This is a genomic window from Leptospira johnsonii, assembly GCF_003112675.1.
In the GTDB taxonomy this organism is placed as follows: Bacteria; Spirochaetota; Leptospiria; order Leptospirales; family Leptospiraceae; genus Leptospira_B; species Leptospira_B johnsonii.
In genome coordinates this window covers 244,451-263,813 of the sequence record NZ_BFAY01000007.1, presented here as the reverse complement: position 1 = coordinate 263,813, position 19,363 = coordinate 244,451, and the positions used below count along the sequence as shown (strand labels likewise).

Genomic DNA, 19,363 nt, shown 5'->3' with positions numbered 1-19,363 from the left:
AGAGGCAAAGCCCAGGGAAGTGGGATCCGTAGAGAGAATAGTTTAAAAGAAGAGGGTTAAGGAGAATGTTAAAAAGAGCAAAGTTATTGGTAGCTGGGGTTCTATTCCTAGCAGCGGGAGCAGTGAGCGCATCTGGTGGAGGTTCTTCAACTAAACCTTTAGCCGGATCTTATCCGATCATATTGACTCATGGTATTTTTGGTTGGGGTAAATCTACTGGTATTGTTGACTATTGGGGCGGAAACGCAGCTTATCTTCAATCCCAAGGAGCCACTGTTCTCACTCCTACTGTGACCGCTACGAACTCTTCTGCAGCGAGAGCTGCTCAGTTAAAAACAGCGATCCAAACTGCGATGGCAGCTAATAATTACACCGGAAAAGTTCATATCCTTGGACATTCTCAAGGTGGATTGGACGCTCGTTACCTTGTTGCGAATCTTAGTTTTGCAAGTAAAGTGGCAACCCTCACCACAATCAATACGCCTCACAAAGGAAGTCCGGTTGCAAGCGTGATAGAGGCTGTGATCCCGAATTGGGCTCTCCCTTACGTAGGAACTGTAGTAAATACTTTGGTAGGAGTGGTTTATGGCCAGTCTAGCCAAAACGCAGTTGCCGCATTAAAACTTCTTACTGTAAGCGGCGCTACTTCTTTTAACGCAAGCGTTCCGAATGCTTCCGGGGTTAAGTATTTCTCTTACGGATCTTATATGATCGGTAATGATCTTATCCAACACCCTGCAATGGGACTTCTTGCGCCGATTTGTTCCATCGGAGCTCCTTTCTATGGAATGAGCGTATGGAATGACGGTGTGGTTCCTGATGATTCTCAAAGATGGGGAACCTGGAAAGGTGGTCCTTCTTACGGAATACTTACCACAGGTGTGGACCACCTAGAAGCAACCAACGCATTATACCTCGGACAGACCTGGTATGATACTAACGGTTATTACTTAAAAATGGCTTCTAACGCAAAAAGTAACCAATAAGAAGTCAGTTTCGATCTCGTAAAATAGGATGCGCCTCCATTCGGAGGCGTTTTTTTTTATCCCCAACATAGTAAGTGTGCTTATTATATTGCTTGCATAATATGTGCACTTATTATACAGATGTCCATATGGTAAGTGCGCTTACTATCTGGAGGAATAAAATGTGGAAGTATGAGTATAATACAATAGTAAAAGGAATAGATGCGGAATCGCTTTGGAAGGCAAGGGCCGACGTTGCGAACTGGTCTAAATGGGATTCGGACATTGAATGGACCAAGATAGAAGGAGAAGTTTCCGTAGGTAAGGAATTTGTCCTAAAACCAAAGGGTGGATTTGTTTGTAAGGTCCTTATCACTGAATCCGAAAAACCTTTTGTATTTGGAGACGTGACTTATCTGCCCGGTGCGAAAATGAAGTTTATGCATTATTTCTCTCCTAAAAAAGAAGGAACTGAGATCAAAGTAGAACTTACGATCTCCGGTCCCCTGGGATTTTTATGGAAAAAGATCATCGGAGAAGAACAAGCAAATGGAATGGAAAAGGAGATCCTACACTTTTCAGAACTGGTCCGGAAGGGTTTGTAGAAGTGTCGAAGGAAAAAATATTCAGATACGATAAATCCGACGATAGCCCTGGATTTTTGTTATGGCAGGTCACAAATCTTTGGCAAAGGGAGATCCGAAAGGTTTTAGAACCTTTGGATCTAACCCATGCACAGTTCGTTCTTTTAGCTGTTACCCATTGGCTGGAGCTCCACGAAGAAGAGACTACTCAGATCAAAATTGCAGACAGGGCAAAAACGGATCCTATGACTACTTCTACCGTACTTAGGACTTTAGAATCTAAAAAGTTAGTCAGACGTATCTCTCATGAGACTGACACCCGTGCAAAATTAGTGAAGACCACTTCCGAAGGCCAAAAGACACTTAAGCAGGCAGTCAAAGTAGTGGAAGATTTTGATGAGGACTTTTTTTCTATTCTGGGTGGGAAAAGGAAAGATATGATTTCCGGCCTGCAGATACTTTCCCGGAAATGATCCGGAAAAGTTTTTTAAGGGCCTGTCCTCAAAAGTTCAGGCTCTTGAAAGCTCGTGAGTTGGACTTATTCTTTGGTCTTAAGCTTTTCCAGTTCCCGGATCAGCTCTTCTTTAGAAACGTTCGGGTCTTGTTTTAATCTTCGGATCAATTCGTCCGTACTCTCTTTTTGAGAGATTGTTTTGCTATCCACTACACCATCTAAAATTATAGAAGAGAAGTTTTGGATCTTGGGAGCTGCAATCCCGGGTTTGGTCTTGTTCAATTCTACAACCGCTACATTTTCGAAAACTTCTTGGACCTGGCCCGGAAATTCGGCGATCTTGATTGGAGTTCCTACAGCTAAAGTATCTGTGGTGGAAAATAGCGCGAAGAAGTTTTGTTTTCCTTCCGTTTGAGGGAATGCTTGTGCATCTAAAGGAAATAATATTACTCCTGCCACCTCGTTATCTATGGTCTTTTTGAATTTTCCAAGATTGATGGAGATCCTCCCCAAGAGAGGATTGCCTATCCTTCTGTAAACATCTCCGTTGGAAAATACGATGGAGTTTTTGTCCTGGGAAAATTCTGCGGATCTTCCGGTTCCTTCTCCCAATAATTTGCCAAATTCTTTTACTTTTATAAATGGCCCGAAGGAACGTACCTCCCAGCTTTTAGGGTCTTCCGTATTTTTGCCGTGGTAGTTGCGATGGAATTCTCTTGCAATTGTTTCGAAAAATAAAAGTTCTCTATCGCTCGTTTGTATCTTCCCTGATTTGACTTTTAATTCTTCCCTATTTTCGCTAATGCTAAATTGGAGTCTGGTCAATGTTTCGCCGGAAAATTCCATTTCTCCTTTTGCCGTACGTCGGATCCAAAGAGTTTGTATTTTGATCTTTCCCTTGTCGAACCACTCTTTTGATTTCTCGTTCACATAAAATCCTGCCAGTTCCGGTATCGCCTGCGTAGGTTTGCCTCTTAAGCCATCTCCACAGTTCCCGATAATAGCGAACACGGTTAAAAGAAGTACATTTATTTTGAAATGGTTTCGAAACATTTGAATTACGTTAGTTTTCTACCGAAAAGGGTAAAGAAAAAAAAGAAATCCATAATCTCTTGACAAAGCCATCGTTTTGTTAGATCACTGAGCGATAAAAACAATGGACCCCGAGCCGACAGCTTTCCGTTTTCAATATTTACTTTCTATAATTTTCTGTATCTTTTTAGTTTCTTGCTCATCTGGAGATGCACCGGTCGCTCAAAAAGGAATTTTGGATTTAACCCGTTGGGATTATAAATCCAATCCTACTATCAATCTCCAGGGAGATTGGTCTTTTTTTCCGAATACATTTCAACCGGATCTTAATTCCGAAAAATCCCCCGAATTCCGTAAGATCCCTGGAGTTTGGCAGGGTGCAGGTTATGCGCTTCTTAAATTAAAAATACTTCTTCCTGAAAAACATGGGCGTTTAGCGATCTATTCCAAACACCAGGCAACAGCTTTTGAAATTTTGGTCAACGGTGTTTCCGCAGGTAGTTCGGGAAAACCAGGAACTTCTTTTGAGACAAGCACTCCGGACAATCGGCCGGTTTATTATGAATGGAATGAGCCCACCCGTGAAGTGGATATTAGTTTCAAAATTTCTAATTTTCATCATAGGTTGACAGGACTTTGGTTCGATATCCGTTTCGGAGATGCGGAGGCTCTTTATAAAGAAATTCTAATACTTCGGGATTGGGATCTTTTTTTGGCAGGACTGTTCTTCATGTCCACTATTTACCATCTTGGTCTTTTCTTTCTCAGAAGGCAGGATCGTACTCCTTTGGTTTTCGCATTATTCTGCTTTTGTTTATTCTTTCGTTTGTTTGTGACTGAGGAAAAATTGATCCAATTCTATTTTCCTTGGGTAGGTTATCGTATTTCCATGAATCTGGAATATCTGACCATGTATGCGGCTTTACCTTTAGGGCTTCATTTTTTACGACATTCCTTTCCGGCTTACTTCCCGCGAAAATGGATGTTATTATTCTATCTGATTGCTTTTACATTTTCCTTAAGTACACTTTTCCCTTTCCCGATGGCTTCGAAGCCTGTTCCTTATTATCAGATGGTCTTTTTAGGTGGAGTGGTATTCGCACTCATAGTACTTTTTAGGGCGATCATTCACAAAGAACAATATTCTCTTACAATCGGATTTGCGATCTTCGCATTAATAGTGGCGGGGATTTTCGATATGCTTGCTGCCAGACAGATCATATTCGCAAGGTTTATTATTCCGATCGGTTTGTTTGTAGCAATTCTTACTCAGACATTTATTCTTTCTTCCAGATACAGAGATCTATATAGAGAAAAGGAAAAACTCTCGGATCGCCTACAACGTTTGAACGAAACATATAGCAGATTTGTTCCTATCAGCTTTTTGGAATTTTTAGGAAAAGGAAAGCTGGAGGATATGAGGCCAGGGGACCAGATCAAAAAGGAAATGACCATCCTATTTGCTGATATTAGGTCCTTTACAGAGATTTCGGAAAGTCTGGATTCCAAGGAAAGTTTTGAATTACTAAATTCTTATATTTCAGAGATGGAGCCTCTTATTCATTCCAACCACGGTTTTGTGGATAAGTATTTCGGGGATGCGATTATGGCACTCTTCCCGGAAAGCTCTGACGATGCGGTGAACGCAGCCATCTCCATGCAAAATCGTATTTTGGATTATAACCAAAGAAGAATGGACCAAGGAAATCGAGCAATCGGAGTTGGGATCGGGATCCATACCGGTTCCTTGATGATGGGTTTGGTCGGTTCAGGAGATCGTATGGAAAGCACAGTGATCTCTGATGCGGTCCATCTGGCCTCTAAATTAGAAGCTTTGAATAAATATTACGGTTCTAATATATTGATCAGCGAAGATACTTATTCTAGATTAAAATCTCCCGAAAAATTCTTACTTCGTAAATTGGATAAACTCAAATTTAGAGGAAAAGAAGAACCTAGAGCGATCTACGAATTGGGAGATTACTTAAGCAAAACCGAAAAAGAGGCATTCTTAAAATCTAAAAGTAATTTTGAAAGGGGAGTGGAGCTTTTCCATTTCGGGAAATATTTAGATTCTGGAGAATCTTTTAGAGAGGCTCTAAGGATGTATTCCGGAGACAGGGCCGCGAACTTATACTTAAAACGTTGTACGGAACAAATTTATTCTTCGACCGTAAGAGTGCAGCCCGGTCCGGATCTAGCGTAATATTAGATTATTCTCCGTTTAAAAACAGAGTTTCTTCCGCATCTTCTTGGGAATCATCGGAAGTAGAATCTAAGGACTTGCGGACTTTGGCTCCAAGTTTACGAATATTCTCCGCTCTTCCTAAAAGATTTCCTCTGCCTGATTTTAATTTTCCTAGAACTGCATCATAGTTGTCCTTGGACTTATCTATGGACTTTCCAAGTGCTTCCAATGCGGTGACGATCTCTACGATCTTGTCGTACATCTTGCCGGATTCTTCTGCGATCTGTTCTGAGTTCTTGTTTTGTTTTTCCTTTCTCCAAAGATTGGCTACCATCTTTAAGGAAACCATTAGAGTGGAAGGAGTAACTATCAGGATATTTTTTGCATAAGCTTCTTCTAAAAATTTAGGATCTGTACGAACAGCTTCATAATAAGAAGGTTCCACTGGAAGGAACATCAACACAAAGTCCAAGGATTCTATTCCATACAAAGACTGGTAATTCTTCTTGTATAATCCGGAAACATGCTCATATAAACTTTTGAGATGTCTTTGCAGAGCTGCCTTTTTAATATCTTCCGTTTCCGCGGAAGCGTATTCTACATATGCGGTTAAGGAAACCTTGGAGTCTATTACGATCGATTTTCCGGAAGGAAGTTTGACTACTATATCCGGTCTCAATCTTCCGTCTTCCGTTTGTACGGATTCCTGAGAAGTGTATTCTCTTCCTTTGACTAAACCGCTATTTTGAAGGATGTTTTCTAGGATTCCTTCTCCCCAATCCCCTTGGGTCTTGGAGTTTCCTTTCAGAGCGGAGGCCAAGCTTTTGGCATCTTCAGAAAGTGTTTTATTCATTTCTAATAGATTATTGATCTGAGCCTTTAGGTTTGCGGTATCGTCCTTATGCTCTTTATGAGAAAGTTCTACTTTGACCCCGAACTTTTCTATTTCTTCCTTAAAAGGACGAAGTAGGTCGGTCATTTTTTCGTGGGTTTGTTGGTTGAATTTTTGGGAATTGTCCAGCAACGCCTGATTGGCTGCATGTTTGAACTTTTCGTCCAGCTTGGTCATGAGCTCTTCGAATTCTTTTTTTTGGTTTTCCAATCTTTCCTTTAAAAGATCGGATTCTTTTTTCATGGCTTGGTAATAGCCGATCGCTTTTTCCGTTTTTTCGGAATTCTCTTTTAACTCTTTTTCTAACTGAAGGATCCTTTCCTTAGATCTTTGCTCCGAGGTGAGAAGTCCCGCTTTGTCTAATTTTAACTTTTCGTGTTCATTCGGATTGATCCCAGACTCTTTGGAATAGAGAGCCTTTGCCAAGAAGAATGCCAGGCCAAAGCCGATGAGAAGACCGGTGAGTAATACGATTGCAAATTCCATTTTGACTCCTTTTTGGAATTCGGTACAATTCAGGATACCTATTTCCAAAATAGAATTTCCATTTTATGGGGACCCCGGACAAATTCGGGGCCCTTTGTTGAAAGTTTAGAAAATTAACGTTTTGCTTTTGGGCGAGAAGAGCCACCGCCGGAGGAGCTGGAGCTGGAACTTTTTTTCCGACTTGGATGGAATCGATTAGAATTTCGATTTTTATCCTTATGATCTCTTTTTCCTTTTTGATTGGATTTTCCACCAAAACGTCTGTCGTTACGAGACGGAGCTTCTTTTTCTCGGTAACCTTTTGGATCTTGGTCAAAACGTACTTCGGAGTCGAATTTTTCGGATTTTTCCGCTAAAGCCAATTTGAAAAGTGCAGCCGCCAAACGTTCTGCGGGGATACCTTCGGAGGTGAGCTTCTTTACAAGTTTGGAATATTCGGAAACGTCTCCTTCTTCCGAAACTTCTTTTACTACATGTGAATATTCTAAAAATTTCTTTTCTGTGAGTTCTGAAATATCGGGGATCTTTCCGAGTTCCATTTCAAATTCGTGGTCTTCTCTGATCCTGCGTAATGTCTTGAATTCTCTACTGGAAACGAAGCTGAGTGCGAGACCTTTTCTTCCTGCTCTTCCTGTACGACCGATACGGTGCACATAGTCTTCTGAATCTCTCGGAATATCGTAATTGACCACTGCTTCTACGTCGCTTACGTCAATTCCTCTACCTGCCACATCCGTTGCCACAAGAACGGTTACCAGTCCTGCGCGGAATCCGGACATCACCTTGTTCCTTTGGTTTTGGGAAAGATCTCCGTGTAATCCTTCGGAAAAGATTCCTTTGGATTTTAAGAATTCAACAGTTTCGTCCACTTTGACTTTAGTATTGCAAAATACTAATGAAGCCTTAGGAGTATGATATTCTAAAAGACGTATCAATGCCTCAGGTTTGACGCTTTCTCTCATTTCGAAATAGATCTGGCGGATCTTAGGTCTGTCCGCTTTTCCTCCGGTAACGTCTACGACCTTAGGAGAATTTTGGAACTTTTTAGTGATCCCCATCACTTTTGCGGAAAGGGTTGCGGAGAATAGAATGGTCTGTCTTTCTTCAGGGACTTTTGCGAGGATGATTTCCATATCCTCTAAAAATCCCATGTCCAACATTTCGTCGGCCTCATCCAGGATCACCATTTTGACCTTGCTCAGATCTAATGTCCTGCGATCCATATGGTCCATGGTCCTACCTGGAGTTCCAACGATCACTTGCGGACTTCTTTTTAAAGCTTTGAATTGTTTAGTAATATCGTCTCCACCATAGATCGCGGCTACTTGGAAATCTTCTTTATATTTTCCTAATTTTCTAAACTCTTCTGCGACTTGGACCACCAATTCTCTGGTAGGGCAGAGTACTAATACTTGTGGGGATTGTTTTACTTCTTCTAATATTTCTAAACTAGGGATTGCGAATGCAGCCGTTTTGCCGGTTCCAGTACGAGAATGCCCGATTACGTCTCTTCCGGAAAGAATGAGTGGAATAGCTTCGGATTGAATGGAAGAAGGTTCGGTAAATCCTAGATCGGATACTGCTTTTAAGACGTCCTCGGATAGTCCGAGTTCAAGGAATGTTTTTTTAGGTTTCAAAGATTGCTCCTGGGATTTTTGCGTAAATTTTTACGGTATCCCCACGATTATGCCTGTCTGGCTAAGAGCTTGGATCTTTATAGAATGGTCCTATTTAAAACATAAAGGAAAGATTTAGGCTCTGGTATCGTTTCTTCCATGAATTCAAACACGACTCACAGGTATAGCATTAAAGGCCTTTTATTCCTTTCCTGCTTTCATATATTTCAGTCTTAGCTTCTCAGGAAACTTTTCTATAGCATATCTAAGCATGGTTCTAGGCATCTTATGGGCATGTTTATCTAAAAAGTCGGTCTCGGGTTTTAAACTTCTATTCCCTACTTCTCTTAGCATCCAGCCCACTGCTTTATGGATGAGATCCTCTTTATCGGTTAAGAGTAATTCAGAGATCTTTAAGGTATCTTTAAAGTCTCCTTTACGGATAAAGGCGTAAGTAGAGATGATCGCAACCCTCCTTTCCCATATATTGTCCGACTTAACGAGTTTATATAGGATGTCTCTTTTCTTATCTAAAAGATAATCTCCGATCAATTCTCTGGAACTTAGATCTACGATGTCCCAATTGTTCACGTATTTTAAGTTTTTTAAATAGAATAGGTGTAGTTGTTCTCTTTCTTGTTCGGGAGTTTTTTGGAACTTCTCACATAGTATAAAAAAACCTAGAAGTCTTTCTTCATGGTATTTCGATTTAACGATCTTTTGTAGTTCGGGTAACGGAAGTCCTTGATACGATTTGGAAATTTTTCGTAAAGGTGGGACTTTTATCCCTAAGAATAGATCACCTTCTCCATATTCTCCCTTTCCAGTTTTGAAAAATCGGGAGAGTATCTCCACAGCTTTCGGGTCGGCGATATTTCGGACCTCGCGGATCACATCTTCCGCCTTGGAATCTTCTCCCCCTAATAATTTAGTTTTTACAGCTGTTTTGGACTTGGGCATGGGACAAAATTTTCTTTTGATAGAAGGGGAGGGCAAGCATTATAGAAGGATATTTATCAAGTTCCAAATTCAGGTTTTTGGGCTTGCCAGTTAGGAGGTCCCACAAATCCTAATTTTTAGGAAAGATCCGTTCTACTATGAAACATAAACCTCTTCATAATATTTACAGTAAGGATATTCTCAGAAAGAAGTTAGAGGCAGAAAACTTCGAACGCACTACTATTTCCTTTTATCGATATGCGATCTTAGATGATCCGAACCTTCTCCGCAACGAATTATACAAAGAATGGGAATCCTTGGGAGTGCTCGGAAGGATCTATATCGCGAGAGAAGGGATCAATGCTCAATTATCTGTGCCTGAATTTAATTTTCAAAAGTTCAGAGACTCTATTGATGCAAGAAAAGAATTCAAGAATGTTCCGTTCAAGGTTGCTGTGGAACAAAAGTCTTATTCATTCTTGAAATTGGACATACGAGTCCGCAATAAGATCGTCGCAGACGGTCTTGCAGACGATACTTTCGATGTAACCAATGTTGGGACACATTTAACCGCAGAAGAATTCAATAAAAAGTTAGAATCTCCCGAGACTATCGTAGTGGATGTTCGTAACCATTATGAATCCGAAATAGGGCATTTCGAGGGTGCATTACTTCCGCAAGCGGACACTTTCCGGGAAGAATTACCTATGATCATTGAACTTCTACAGGATAGAAAGGATAAGGAAATCGTAATGTATTGCACTGGAGGTATTCGATGCGAGAAGGCTTCCGCTTATCTAAAACATCATGGATTCCAAAATGTGTATCAGCTGCATGGGGGAATTATCTCTTACGCTTCCGAAATTAAGGAGAAGGGACTGGACTCCAAGTTTAAGGGAAAAAATTTCGTGTTCGACGCGAGACTCCAAGAAACCGTGGGAGAAGAGATCCTAAGTGAATGCCACCAATGCGATCAAAAATCCGCAAGGCATATCAATTGTGCAAATCCTGCCTGTCATATTCTATTCATCCAATGCGAGTCCTGCGCGGAAAAATTTGATAATTGCTGCTCTGTGGAATGCCAAAAGATTGCGGCTTTGCCTGTGGAAGAACAGAAAAAATTAAGAAAAGGTAAAGCAGCCTCTAACCAACATTTTTCCAAATCCAAGATCCGGCCCAAGGTTTTCGAACTTTACAAAGGAAAATAATCGGATCTTTTCAATTTTCCTTAGAAAAATCGAAATATCTTGTAATAATTTTAATTACAAGAAGTCTAAAAGAAAAGAAGGAAATCATGCAGAAATTACCGGTATTTTTTGTAGGCCATGGAAGTCCAATGAACGCTCTCGGACCAAATCCGTTAGCCGACACTTGGGCGGAATCCACGAAAGATTTTCCGGAACCTAAAGCCATCCTAAGTATTTCTGCTCATTGGTTTACTCGAGGAACATACGTAACCGCGAACCAGTCTCCTCCTACTATTCATGATTTTTACGGATTCCCTCAGGAATTATTCGATGTGCAGTATTCTGCACCTGGAGATCCAAAACTTGCAGAAGAACTTTCCAAATCCAAAGAAGCGCAAGTAATCCAAGATGATTCTTGGGGACTCGACCATGGGACTTGGAGTGTTCTTAGGAATATGTATCCTAAGGCAAATATTCCAGTGGTCCAATTGAGTTTGGATGCTACTAAGCCAGGAGAATGGCATTATGAATTTGCAAAGTCTTTGTCTAAGCTAAGAGAGAATGGCGTGCTAATCTTGGGAAGCGGAGACATGGTGCATAACTTACGTCTTTACGATTGGAAAAATCAAGACAAGGCTCATGACTGGGCTTTAGAAGCGAATAGCACATTCAAGGACCTGATCCAAAAGAGAGACTGGAAGAACCTCGCCAATTACCAAAAATTAGGGACTGCAGTGCAGATGGCCATCCCTACTCCGGAACATTATTTTCCTATGTTATATGCTTTGGCATTGGCAGAGGAGAAGGAAGAAATCCGTTTTTATAACGATATCATCCAGAGCTCGGTATCTCTGACTAGTATGAAGATCAGTTAAGATCTTTTTCTCACTCGTAGGGACGAGGTACTCAGGTCGTTTTTTCTCTTCCCCAGATAGCTGCTAAGAAGAGCCCGCTAATCAAATGCCAGACTCCCCACCAAGCAGCGATGAGCGCCATAGATCCGATTCCTTGGAAGAATGTAAAAATTAAGATAAGACCAAGCCCTGAGTTTTGGAGTCCGGTTTCTAAAGAGATGGTTTTTCTTTCCTTATGAGCAAGGCCAGCGATCCAAGAAACAAGATATCCAACAGTCAACGCTGAGCCATTATGAAGAAGTACGAGCCAAAATAAAACCGCTCCGAACTCCACAAATGATCTCCAGTTTCCCACGAATGCGATCAGAATAAAAACCCCGAGTAAAACCGTAGATCCGATCCTCATCGGTTTTTTTAAAGAAGAAGCAATCTTAGGAAGAAAACGATTTGTAAGAGCTCCTAAGATCAAAGGTAAGACCAATATTAGGAAAATCGAAAGAAATACATCTAACGGATTTAAACTGATCTCTTTTAATCTGTCTGCAGCAGGCGAATATAATTTTCCCCAAAAGAAAAAATTAAACGGAGTAAAAAACCATGCTAAAACGGTAGTAGTCGCGGTAAGCGAAATGGAAAGAGGAACGTTTCCTTTTGCAAGGAGGCTTATAAAATTGGACATGTTTCCACCCGGACATGCTGCCACTAAGATCATTCCAAGAGCCAAACCCGGATGAGGTTTTAAAATATAAAGTAATCCGACCGTGAGTGCTGGCAATAATACTAATTGGGAGAATAGACCTACAATCGCTGCTTTAGGTTGTTTTCTTAAATTCGTAAAATCTGCGATGGTCAATTCCAGTGAGACTCCATACATGATGAGTCCCAAACATATATTCAGTACAAAGAGTCCTCCTTGACTGAAATTCAATCTAACTAAATCGTAATCTTGCATGTATGTCCCTAAAGTCGGGCGAATGCCCGCTGTTTAATATTTTAGGATTTTTTAAATTATATTTTAGTCCGTCCAGGTGACTAAAATTTCCCTTGGGCCGGAGAATGGTAATCTTCCGTGGGAAACCGAATAATTGTCTATCAAAAGTACGTCCCCTTTTTGCCAGGAGAATATAGACAAATGTTTCCAGAATGTTTGACTGACCTTGCCGATCTCCGAAACGCTGATCTCGGAATCATCTCCGAAGATCACATTCGTGTCTTGGTCCTTTGGTTCCACAAGCTTTTTCTTCAAGAATGTGAGAACGTACAATACTCCTGCCAGGATCAGGCTTCGGAAAGATCCTTGCTGTTTTAGAATTTTTGCATATTCTAATCTGGCCGCGTCTTGGTGGAATACCTGACTATGGTTATGCCAAGCTTTCGTTTTAGCGATTGGGTGCTTTCTGACTGCAACCTGCTTATTTGTGAGTTTTAATCCGTCTTCAGGTAGCCATTCTACTTGGAATCTTTGTTGGGCAGCGATCTTTTCTACCTGCTTTTTTTCTTTGGTAGAAAACATCTCGTCCCAACGTTTCGTTTTCCAAAGATTATAACGAGAAGCATTCGGGCCGTCGTACTTGCGGATGTATTTGACTCCCTTGGTTTCAAATTTCTTTAATAGATCCGGGTCCAGGTCCTCGTATATTTTCCGAAGGTCTGTGATCGGAGTCTCTCCGTGTTCTTTGGGTGCAACAGCGCAGAAGAACATTAGTTTACGAGGAGGTTTGTCTAAAAAGCTCATCTCAGCATGTTGCATGATAGGATAATGAGGGGGAAGTTCGCTTGCAGTGTGGACAAACTGGGTAACTTTGTTTCTGGGAGAAGTTCCCAAATAATCTGTCTTTAGATTTTTATCCAAGCCTAGAGCAACGTCTTCGAATTCTTGAGGGGAAGAAATTTGAAAACCTCTGAATAAGATAGCACCGTATTCCAATAGATCCGCTTCGATGGATTTTTTATTTTTAGAGACCCATGCAGCCAAAAAGCCAGGCTCTAAAGCGTTCGTGTCTCCCGGACCGTAAATCCTGGGGAGTTCCTTTCCTGGGAAAAAAGATCTTTCTACCCGGCCTATACCTTTCGGCTTAGTTTTGTTAGGGGAAACTTTCTTAATTGCGGATTTGCCAGATCGGGAAATTGTATTTGTTTTCATGTAAGCTCTCCCGTTAGAGAATGAAAACTTTTATAAAACTACAGAATGGAAAGGCAAGTCTTTTCATTTTCCGTGTTGATTGGTCGACTCCTTCTAAAATACGAATACCATGCTTATGGAGCCGGAGAAAGAAGATAAATACAAAGAAGGTCCGGGTTTTTCCAGGCTGGGGATGTAGGCGATTACATATGGACCCGAAAGGGACAGGGACTCATCGCATTTTAGAAAAGATAGAAGTTTGCCTTGAATCCGGAATAGATACATTCGATCATGCGGATCTATATGGAGGATGCGGAAACGAAGAAAGATTCGGCGCAGAATTTGATCCGCTCATGAAAGTTCATTAAAAAAACTGAATGTAGATGGGATAGATCTGTTTCTGATCCATAGGCCTGATCCTCTTATGAATGCTGACGAGGTCACAAGAGCATTTCGTTCCTTGAAAGAAAGCGGCAAGGTTTTGTATAAAACATTAGAAGTCCTTGCAAAGAAGAAGGATACAACATTGGATGCGGTTTTATTCTCTTGGCATCTCTTCCATCCTGCACAATTGGTCCCAGTTTTAGGGACGAATAGGCCAGATCGTATCAGATCTGCTACCAAAGCATTTCAGATTCAGTTAGAAATAGAGGATTGGTTCCGGATTTTAGAAGCTGGAATAGGTAAAAGAGTCCCATAGCAGAAAAAAATGACCATATAAGAAAATTCTAATTAGAATATAATACTTATATTTATACTGCTCGTTCGATATCAAAAACGGAGAACGCAAAATGAAAATCGAACAAGGCAAAAAGGGACTTCCCCTTTTGGTAGGGATCTTATGGTTCCTATTCAATTGCAACGGGGATAAGGTCATAAATACGGAAAGTTTACTCGGACTGATCCAGAAACCGGACCAAGCGAAAATGGGTGCTAATTATTCGGACTTCGCAGTCATCAATACTGTAAACGGGACCGGAACATTTTCCCTACTCACTTACAATGTGGCCGGACTACTGGAACCTTTTTCCAGCTCGAACCCGAGTGAGAACACTCCCTATATGGGACCTTTGATGACCCCATTCGATCTGATCCAAGTCCAGGAAGATTTTAATTACCATGCGAGTTTGTATGCCAACGATGTACATCCTTACAGATCTGCTACAAGTGGAGGGATGGGCATAGGAGACGGTCTAAATACATTGTCATATTTTCCATTTTCGGATTTCCAAAGAGTGGATTGGAATGCTTGCAACGGAACGGATTGTTTAACTCCTAAGGGATTTACTTTGGCAAGGCATAAGGTTGCACCCGGAGTATTTTTAGACGTGTATAACTTGCATACGAACGCAAGTACAGAAGAAGCGGATCTAGCCGCAAGAAGATCCAATATATTGCAAATATTGAATTTTATAGAATCTAATTCTTCTGGAAACGCAGTGATCGTAATGGGAGATACGAATACAAGATATACTAGATCCGGAGATAATATCCGAGAATTTATAAATCATGGATTTACGGATGTTTGGATCCAGCTGATCCGTGGAGGATCCTATCCTACACAGGGAGCTGATGCTTTGACGGACTGCGAGGGGCATCGAACAAGCCCTGGCTGTGAGGTAGTGGATAAAATATTCTACCGTGGGAATTCCTATATTTCCTTATCTCCTAGTTCTTATCTGCTCGAAGATGCGAGATTTGTACATCCTGTAACAGGAGTCCCTCTTTCGGACCATTATGCTGTTTCTTCCACATTCAATTATTCTCTTTTGCAGAATCTATTGTTTAGCGATGCATTCGGTGGGCCGCATGGAACCGCTTTCAACGACGTGAATTCTTTACCTTCTTCTCCATCCGCATCTAAAATAAGTTTAAGATCCGGATCCAGAGTGGATGCAGTCTCTTTACAATTAACAAATGGAACTGTCTTAAGCCACGGAGGCACAGGGGGAAGTTTGCAAACTTTGAGCCTGGGAACGGGAGAATACTTAGACCAAGTAAAACTTTGTAGTGCGCAAAAAAGTGGACATACTCGGATTTTTTATGCACAATTTCGCACAAACCTAGCTAGGTTTCTCACAGGAGGCTCGACCACTTCCAGTTGTGTCACATACTCCGCTCCTAACGGCTGGGGAATCGTAGGATTCCATGGAAGAAGCGGGGATGAAATAGACCAATTAGGTGTGATCTTTGCTCCGGCTCTATAAATGATGCAGAAAGTATTTCACCCAAAGATTCGATAAAAACCGAAGGAATAAAAAGCGATCCATTTGTTTCTAATAGAAAGTTCCCTAAATATGTCCGAGGTTCGATGCGGGACGTATAGGATTTTTAGGAGAAATGAATGTTTCGCTTTCTAACTTCAATCTTAATCGTATCTTTTCTTTTCGTCTGCAAGGCCGAAAATTCCCAAAAACAATCTGAAGAACTTTCAGACTTACGTTCTAGATCCGCGGCGGCTCCCATGCCTTCTGCGGACGAACAACCGATGCAAGAGGCCGAAAAAAAACTTAGCGGCAAGGCTGGTGAAAGGGAGGAAGCACCGGAGGACCAGATCAAAACCTTTGCGACTCCTAAGATCGGCAACCTAAAGATAGGTAGGCTTTTAGAATATAAGGTAGATCTAAATTTCGAGACAAAGGATTTTATCGCGGCTCGAAAATTCCTATTAGAACTCTCCAGCAAGTATGGATTCGTGCAGAGTGAAAGTCTTCAGAACTGGGGAGGGGATACCGAACCAAGCATGACTGCCGTTATTCATGTAAAGTCTTCCGATCTATACCAAGTTTTGATGGAATTAGAGAAGGTCGGCACACTCACTTCTGAAAATATCCAAGTAGAAGATCATACTGAAAATTATACATTAGAACAGATCCATTCCAGAAGGGAGAAGATCAGGATCGCTAGAAGAACGGAACTAGGCGCAAGATCTACTCCTAAAAACGCGGCAGAGATCGAAGAATTATTAGGGCAATCTGAAGATTCTGCGGACTCCGCTGAATTCGAAAAATGGAAAATTCTGGATAGAGTTAATTGGGCGAAGATCAGCATTCATATGTACGGTCCTAAAAAACCAAAAGCAGTAGAAGTTCCTAGTTTCGGAGATGCGTTTATCGATCTAGCAAGTCTTGGATTAAAACTGATACTTTCTTTGATCTATATTATTCCTCTGGCTTTGATCGCAGCAGGGATTTTCAATCTGATTAAATATCTGAAGAATCGTCTAAAATAAGAGAGTGGGGCCTCGGGCCCCGCCAAAATTATTTTGTTTCCGGGGAAACCATGGTTTTTAGCCTAGAAGAAAACAGCTTGGGGAAAAGAATGCCAACTCTGGAAGAAGCTCAAAAAGAAATTATCGCCGAGTTCTCGGAGGCGGCAGACTGGGAAGAAAGATACCAGATGCTGATCGAGATCGGAGACGAGCTTCCTGTTTTGCCTCCCGAATTAAAAACGGAAGATAGATTGGTCCCAGGTTGTCAGTCCAGAGTTTGGGTTGTTCCCGAAGAAAAAGAAGGCAAATTATTTATCCAAGCGGACAGCGATTCCGCGATCACAAAAGGAATGATAGCTTTGCTTTTGCGAGTTTTTTCGGGCAGAACAAGAGAAGAGATCAAGTTGGCTTCCCTGGAATTTTTAAAAGAGATCGGCCTGGACAAACATCTTTCCATGAGCCGCCGTAACGGCCTCTATTCCATGGTAAACAAGATTAGAAGTTTCTAATATTTCTAACTTATATAAGGTTCGTTTGAGATCTCGTTCGGATTTTTCTTTCCGGCAGGGAAATATTTACTTAGTTCTTCCGTAAGCTCTTTGATCCCCGTGAGTATCGCGTCCTTAGGAGCTTTGGATCTAAAACCTTCTCCTATTTTTGACGAGATCAAATTCAATTTTTCCTGTCCTATCTTTTTGTAGATCCCGCGATCTGCCAAGGTCACGATCTTCTTTTCGGAAAGAAGAATATAGATCAGTACTCCCGTATTTTCTTCCGTATCCCAAACTTTTAAGAAAGAGAACATTTCTAACGCTCTGTCTCTTGCTGTTTTGCCTGAGAATATCTGGAATAGGGGGATCTTTGTTTCGATCGCTACCTTTAATTCCCCTCTATGGGTTTTTTCGGAACTTGCAACTGCGGATGTGATCTCTCTCAGATCTTTTGGACTAAAATATTTTCTTAATAAAGTAAAACCTGATAAAGGTCCGTTCCCTATCCTAAATAGGTCCAGGAAACCCGCAAAAATATTGCGTATCAGTCTTTCGGTTAAAGAAGGATTTTTGCTCATAAGAATTACCAATCCGAAGAGGATCCCCCTCCACTGAAATCTCCTCCACCACCGCTGAAAGAATCACCGGAAGATGAGGAACTCCAACCTGAATCGCTGGAGCTATAGGAACTCCAAGAACCTCCGGACCATCCCCCTCCGCCAGAACCTGGATTCTTGGCCGCAATGTATATTATACAGAGAAGTATAAAGAAGATCACCAAAAGTGGAAGCATTACTTCTAAAGAAAAACCTAATAATCCGCCCACCCAGTACCCGGCGTAAGTAGCAACTCCCGCTTGTAGCAGGCTGAATAATTTCTTAAATATGAACCCTACTGCAATCCCTATGACGACCAATGCGGCAATATAAAGTCCGAATTGATCCTCTTCTGGCGCTGCGTTTGACTCGTAGCTAGTAGAACTCGGTTCCGGCAAAGGTTCCCCGTCTATAAGGCCTAGGATTTTATCTATCCCTTGATCAATCCCTTCGTAATACTTACCTTCTTTGAATAAGGGTCTAACGTATTCCAGCTGTATCCTTTTACTTATTACGTCTGGGATGGCTCCTTCTAATCCTCTTCCGATCTCGAAACGCATTTTACGATCGTCTTTTGCGACTAGGAAAATGACTCCGTCTGCTATGGTCTTTCTTCCTATTTTCCAATCTTCTGCAAGACGTATGGAATACTGTTCTATGGTCTCTTCTCCAGTCGTTGGGATAATGACCAAGACCACTTGGCTTCCTTTTCGTTTTTCGAAGTCCTTTAGTTTATTTTCCAAATTGGAAACTTCTTCTTCGTTTAATGTGGAAGTCAGGTCTGTGACCCTGTGCGTCAATTTGGGAATAGGGATCTGGTCCGCGAAAATCCCGGAACAGAATAGTAAAATTGGAAGAAAGAGCAGTCTTCTCATCTGAGATCCAGGTTTTAAAATTGGACTTGAGGAGGTTTAGAAATTTCTTTTTCGTTTTCTACGCTGAAATTCGGTTTTACGTCGTAGCCGAAAATTTTAGCGGTGATCACGTTTGGAAACGTCCTGACTGTAATATTGTATTCTTGGACAGAAGTGATATAACGGTTTCTTGCGACAGCGATCCTGTTTTCAGTACCTTCTAACTGAGCTTGTAGTCCGATAAAACTTTTGTCGGATTTTAGGTCCGGATATTTTTCTACTACCACCATCAATCTGGAAAGCGCAGAGGTCATTTGTCCTTGCGCCTGATTGAATTTTGCAAACAGTTCAGGATTATTTAATATTTCAGGTGTAGCCTGGACGGAACCTACGCTGGCTCTAGCCCTGGTTACTTCGATTAACACTTCTTTTTCTTGTGCAGCGTATCCTTTGACTGTGTTAACCAGGTTTGGGATTAGGTCCGCTCTTCTCTGGTACATATTGATTACTTCTGACCAGGCAGCCTTTACCTGTTCGTCTTGGACTTGGATCGTGTTATAACCGCATGAATTCGTGAAAAACAGGATCAGACCGGCAAAACCGATCAGAAAACTTTTACGGATCCGAAAAAAATCGCCTTGGGACATTTCTACCTCCGACTTGCGGAATTTTGTAAGGAAAACGTCCCTTGGCAATCGGTTTTTTCTGACAACATTCCGTTTTATGCCGCCTCTTTTGGGAAATTTTCGTGTTTTTCCAGGGCTCTTTTGCGGATTTCTTCGATGAGTTTGTCTGCGAGCATTTCGGCGAGAGCAGATATTTTTTCTTGGTTGATCGAGTTTCTATATTCGGTTTTCATTGGCGCCTCCTTGTGGTCCGCATATAAAGATAC

At 41.4% G+C, this 19,363-nt stretch carries 21 protein-coding genes; 11 read left to right on the top strand and 10 right to left on the bottom strand.

The features are described from left to right. Positions 1-65: 65 nt before the first annotated feature. The 3 genes from LPTSP_RS06650 to LPTSP_RS06640 all read left to right on the top strand — a co-directional run bounded on the left by LPTSP_RS06650 (position 66) and on the right by LPTSP_RS06640 (position 2,022). Positions 66-986 (top strand): esterase/lipase family protein, encoded by a 921-nt coding sequence (locus LPTSP_RS06650; protein WP_108928022.1) that lies wholly within the window; start codon positions 66-68, stop codon positions 984-986. Between the two features lie 161 nt (positions 987-1,147). Next, positions 1,148-1,570: an SRPBCC family protein gene (locus LPTSP_RS06645; protein WP_108928021.1), complete on the top strand. Its 423-nt coding sequence runs from the start codon at positions 1,148-1,150 to the stop codon at positions 1,568-1,570. Positions 1,571-1,572: 2 nt separating this feature from the next. Continuing rightward, complete coding sequence (locus tag LPTSP_RS06640; RefSeq protein WP_108928020.1) at positions 1,573-2,022, top strand: MarR family winged helix-turn-helix transcriptional regulator; 450 nt, start codon at positions 1,573-1,575, stop codon at positions 2,020-2,022. Between the two features lie 65 nt (positions 2,023-2,087). Here the strand turns inward: LPTSP_RS06640 and LPTSP_RS06635 are convergent, their stop codons facing one another. Next, a complete protein-coding gene (locus LPTSP_RS06635; protein ID WP_108928019.1) occupies positions 2,088-3,056 on the bottom strand; it encodes an LIC12353 family lipoprotein in 969 nt (322 codons plus the stop codon). Positions 3,057-3,270: 214 nt separating this feature from the next. On the opposite strand from LPTSP_RS06635, the gene LPTSP_RS06630 reads away from it, so the two are divergent. After that, positions 3,271-5,241: an adenylate/guanylate cyclase domain-containing protein gene (locus tag LPTSP_RS06630; RefSeq protein WP_245915488.1), complete on the top strand. Its 1,971-nt coding sequence runs from the start codon at positions 3,271-3,273 to the stop codon at positions 5,239-5,241. A 7-nt stretch (positions 5,242-5,248) separates the two neighbouring features. On the opposite strand, the gene LPTSP_RS06625 is transcribed toward LPTSP_RS06630, so the two are convergent. From LPTSP_RS06625 to LPTSP_RS06615, 3 genes are all read right to left on the bottom strand, one after another. Then, entirely contained in the window at positions 5,249-6,601 is a 1,353-nt protein-coding gene (locus LPTSP_RS06625; protein WP_108928198.1) for a DNA recombination protein RmuC, read from the bottom strand. Positions 6,602-6,714: 113 nt separating this feature from the next. Then, on the bottom strand, positions 6,715-8,238 hold the full coding sequence (locus LPTSP_RS06620) for a DEAD/DEAH box helicase (RefSeq protein WP_245915487.1): 1,524 nt from the start codon (positions 8,236-8,238) through the stop codon (positions 6,715-6,717). Between the two features lie 180 nt (positions 8,239-8,418). After that, positions 8,419-9,177: a DNA alkylation repair protein gene (locus LPTSP_RS06615; RefSeq protein ID WP_108928017.1), complete on the bottom strand. Its 759-nt coding sequence runs from the start codon at positions 9,175-9,177 to the stop codon at positions 8,419-8,421. Positions 9,178-9,314: 137 nt separating this feature from the next. Between LPTSP_RS06615 and trhO the strand changes: the two genes are divergently transcribed. Both trhO and ygiD read left to right on the top strand, forming a co-directional pair. Then, positions 9,315-10,364 (top strand): oxygen-dependent tRNA uridine(34) hydroxylase TrhO, encoded by a 1,050-nt coding sequence (gene trhO / locus LPTSP_RS06610; RefSeq protein WP_108928016.1) that lies wholly within the window; start codon positions 9,315-9,317, stop codon positions 10,362-10,364. An 86-nt stretch (positions 10,365-10,450) separates the two neighbouring features. Continuing rightward, positions 10,451-11,218: a 4,5-DOPA-extradiol-dioxygenase gene (ygiD, locus tag LPTSP_RS06605; RefSeq protein ID WP_108928015.1), complete on the top strand. Its 768-nt coding sequence runs from the start codon at positions 10,451-10,453 to the stop codon at positions 11,216-11,218. A gap of 31 nt (positions 11,219-11,249) precedes the next feature. Here ygiD and LPTSP_RS06600 read toward each other — a convergent pair whose 3' ends face one another. Together LPTSP_RS06600 and LPTSP_RS06595 are read right to left on the bottom strand one after the other, a co-directional pair. Continuing rightward, positions 11,250-12,149: a bile acid:sodium symporter family protein gene (locus tag LPTSP_RS06600; RefSeq protein WP_108928014.1), complete on the bottom strand. Its 900-nt coding sequence runs from the start codon at positions 12,147-12,149 to the stop codon at positions 11,250-11,252. 63 nt (positions 12,150-12,212) lie between these two features. Next, a complete protein-coding gene (locus tag LPTSP_RS06595) occupies positions 12,213-13,340 on the bottom strand; it encodes a TauD/TfdA family dioxygenase (RefSeq protein WP_108928013.1) in 1,128 nt (375 codons plus the stop codon). Between the two features lie 188 nt (positions 13,341-13,528). On the opposite strand from LPTSP_RS06595, the gene LPTSP_RS19245 reads away from it, so the two are divergent. The 5 genes from LPTSP_RS19245 (at position 13,529) to LPTSP_RS06575 (ending at position 17,039) form a co-directional block, all read left to right on the top strand. Beyond that, entirely contained in the window at positions 13,529-13,687 is a 159-nt protein-coding gene (locus LPTSP_RS19245; RefSeq protein WP_245915486.1) for a hypothetical protein, read from the top strand. 5 nt (positions 13,688-13,692) lie between these two features. After that, complete coding sequence (locus tag LPTSP_RS19240) at positions 13,693-14,019, top strand: aldo/keto reductase (RefSeq protein WP_369689655.1); 327 nt, start codon at positions 13,693-13,695, stop codon at positions 14,017-14,019. A gap of 91 nt (positions 14,020-14,110) precedes the next feature. Next, the gene (locus LPTSP_RS06585; RefSeq protein WP_108928012.1) at positions 14,111-15,526 is read left to right on the top strand and encodes a jacalin-like lectin; all 1,416 of its coding nucleotides are present in this window, start codon (positions 14,111-14,113) and stop codon (positions 15,524-15,526) included. 137 nt (positions 15,527-15,663) lie between these two features. Continuing rightward, the gene (locus LPTSP_RS06580; RefSeq protein ID WP_108928011.1) at positions 15,664-16,551 is read left to right on the top strand and encodes a DUF4349 domain-containing protein; all 888 of its coding nucleotides are present in this window, start codon (positions 15,664-15,666) and stop codon (positions 16,549-16,551) included. Between the two features lie 89 nt (positions 16,552-16,640). Beyond that, complete coding sequence (locus LPTSP_RS06575; protein ID WP_108928197.1) at positions 16,641-17,039, top strand: SufE family protein; 399 nt, start codon at positions 16,641-16,643, stop codon at positions 17,037-17,039. Positions 17,040-17,044: 5 nt separating this feature from the next. Here LPTSP_RS06575 and LPTSP_RS06570 read toward each other — a convergent pair whose 3' ends face one another. The 4 genes from LPTSP_RS06570 to LPTSP_RS19080 form a co-directional block, all read right to left on the bottom strand. Further along, positions 17,045-17,599, bottom strand: coding sequence for a TPM domain-containing protein (locus tag LPTSP_RS06570; protein ID WP_108928010.1), 555 nt, complete (start codon positions 17,597-17,599; stop codon positions 17,045-17,047). A 5-nt stretch (positions 17,600-17,604) separates the two neighbouring features. Next, entirely contained in the window at positions 17,605-18,492 is an 888-nt protein-coding gene (locus tag LPTSP_RS06565) for a TPM domain-containing protein (protein ID WP_108928009.1), read from the bottom strand. Positions 18,493-18,506: 14 nt separating this feature from the next. After that, the gene (locus tag LPTSP_RS06560) at positions 18,507-19,118 is read right to left on the bottom strand and encodes a LemA family protein (RefSeq protein WP_108928008.1); all 612 of its coding nucleotides are present in this window, start codon (positions 19,116-19,118) and stop codon (positions 18,507-18,509) included. A gap of 74 nt (positions 19,119-19,192) precedes the next feature. Next, entirely contained in the window at positions 19,193-19,330 is a 138-nt protein-coding gene (locus LPTSP_RS19080) for a hypothetical protein (protein ID WP_165780177.1), read from the bottom strand. Positions 19,331-19,363 lie beyond the last annotated feature (33 nt).